1 protein-coding gene is annotated in these 1295 nt (G+C 75.4%); it reads left to right on the top strand.

Translation table 11 applies throughout. The features are described from left to right. Nucleotides 1-1295 (top strand): condensation domain-containing protein (locus tag AB0J52_RS41100; RefSeq protein ID WP_500188671.1); only part of this gene is annotated, 1295 nt, incomplete at both ends.

Raw genomic sequence — 1295 nt, 5'->3', positions numbered from 1 at the left:
GCCACGGCCGCACGTCCGACGGGCTCGACCTCAGCCGGACCGTCGGCTGGTTCACCGCCGTCCACCCCGTCCGCATCGACCCCGACACCACCGACCCCGCGCGAGTGCGGGCCGGCGGCGCGGATGCCGGACGGCTGATCAAGCTGGTCAAGGAGCAGTCGCGGGCCGTGCCCGGTGACGGGCTCGGTTACGGACTGCTCCGCCATCTTGGCCCCGACACCGCGTCCGTCTTCGCCGACCTCCCGTCCGCGCAGGTCGCCTTCAACTACCTCGGACGGTCCGCGCTGACCGGGGGCGACTGGGAACCGGTCCCCGGCGGCATGGCGGCGGTGAGCGATGCCGAGGCGGCCGGCGCGCACGTCCTGGAAGCCGACGCGTTCGCCGAGGCCCTGCCGGACGGCACCCGCCTGACCCTGGAACTGACCAGCCCGGGCGGCGTGCTCCCGGACGCCTCGCTCGACGCCCTGGCCGCGAGCTGGGCCGCCATGCTCGGCGGACTGGCCGCCCACGCCGCCACCCCGGGCGGCGGCGGGCACACACCCTCCGACTTCCCCCTCGTCACCCTCGACCAGGCGCAGATCGACGACCTGGACGGGACGTGCCCGGGGCTCCTCGACGTCTGGCCGCTGTCCCCGCTGCAGGAAGGGCTGCTCTTCCACGCCCACTACGAGGGCCAGGGCCGGGACACCTACGTCGAACAGCGCGTCCTCGAACTGGCGGGACCGGTGGACCCGGAGATCCTGCGCGCGACCTGGACGGCCCTGCTGCGCCGCCACCCCAACCTCAGCGCCGGGTTCCGCCAGCCCGCCGGGCTGCGCCGGCTCATCCAGGTGGTCGCCCGCGACGTGGTCCCGCCCTGGCGCGAGGCGGACCTGTCGGGAATGTCCGGACAGGACGCCGAAGCGGAGGCGGACCGGCTGGCCGGGGAGGAGCAGGCCCGGGGCTTCGACCCCGCCGAGGCCCCGCTCATCCGCCTGCTGCTCGTCAGGCTGGGGGACTCCCGGCACCGCCTGGTCGTCACGATGCACCACATCCTGATGGACGGCTGGTCCCTTCCCGTCCTGTTCGACGAGATGGAGCAGGTGTACGCGGCCGGGGGAGACGCGGGCGGGCTGCCTCCGGCCGGCTCCTACCGGGAGTACCTGGCCTGGCTCGCCGGCCAGGACCGGGACACGGCCCGCGCCGCGTGGCGGGACCTGCTCGCCGGAGTCACGGAACCGACCCTGGTCGCACCCGGCGACCGGTCCGCGGACCCGGTCGGCCCCCGCAACGTGCACGCGCGCGCCGACGCCGAT

The organism is Spirillospora sp. NPDC049652 (assembly GCF_040675125.1).
In the GTDB taxonomy this organism is placed as follows: Bacteria; Actinomycetota; Actinomycetes; order Streptosporangiales; family Streptosporangiaceae; genus Spirillospora.
This window is presented reverse-complemented; position numbering and strand designations above follow the sequence as displayed.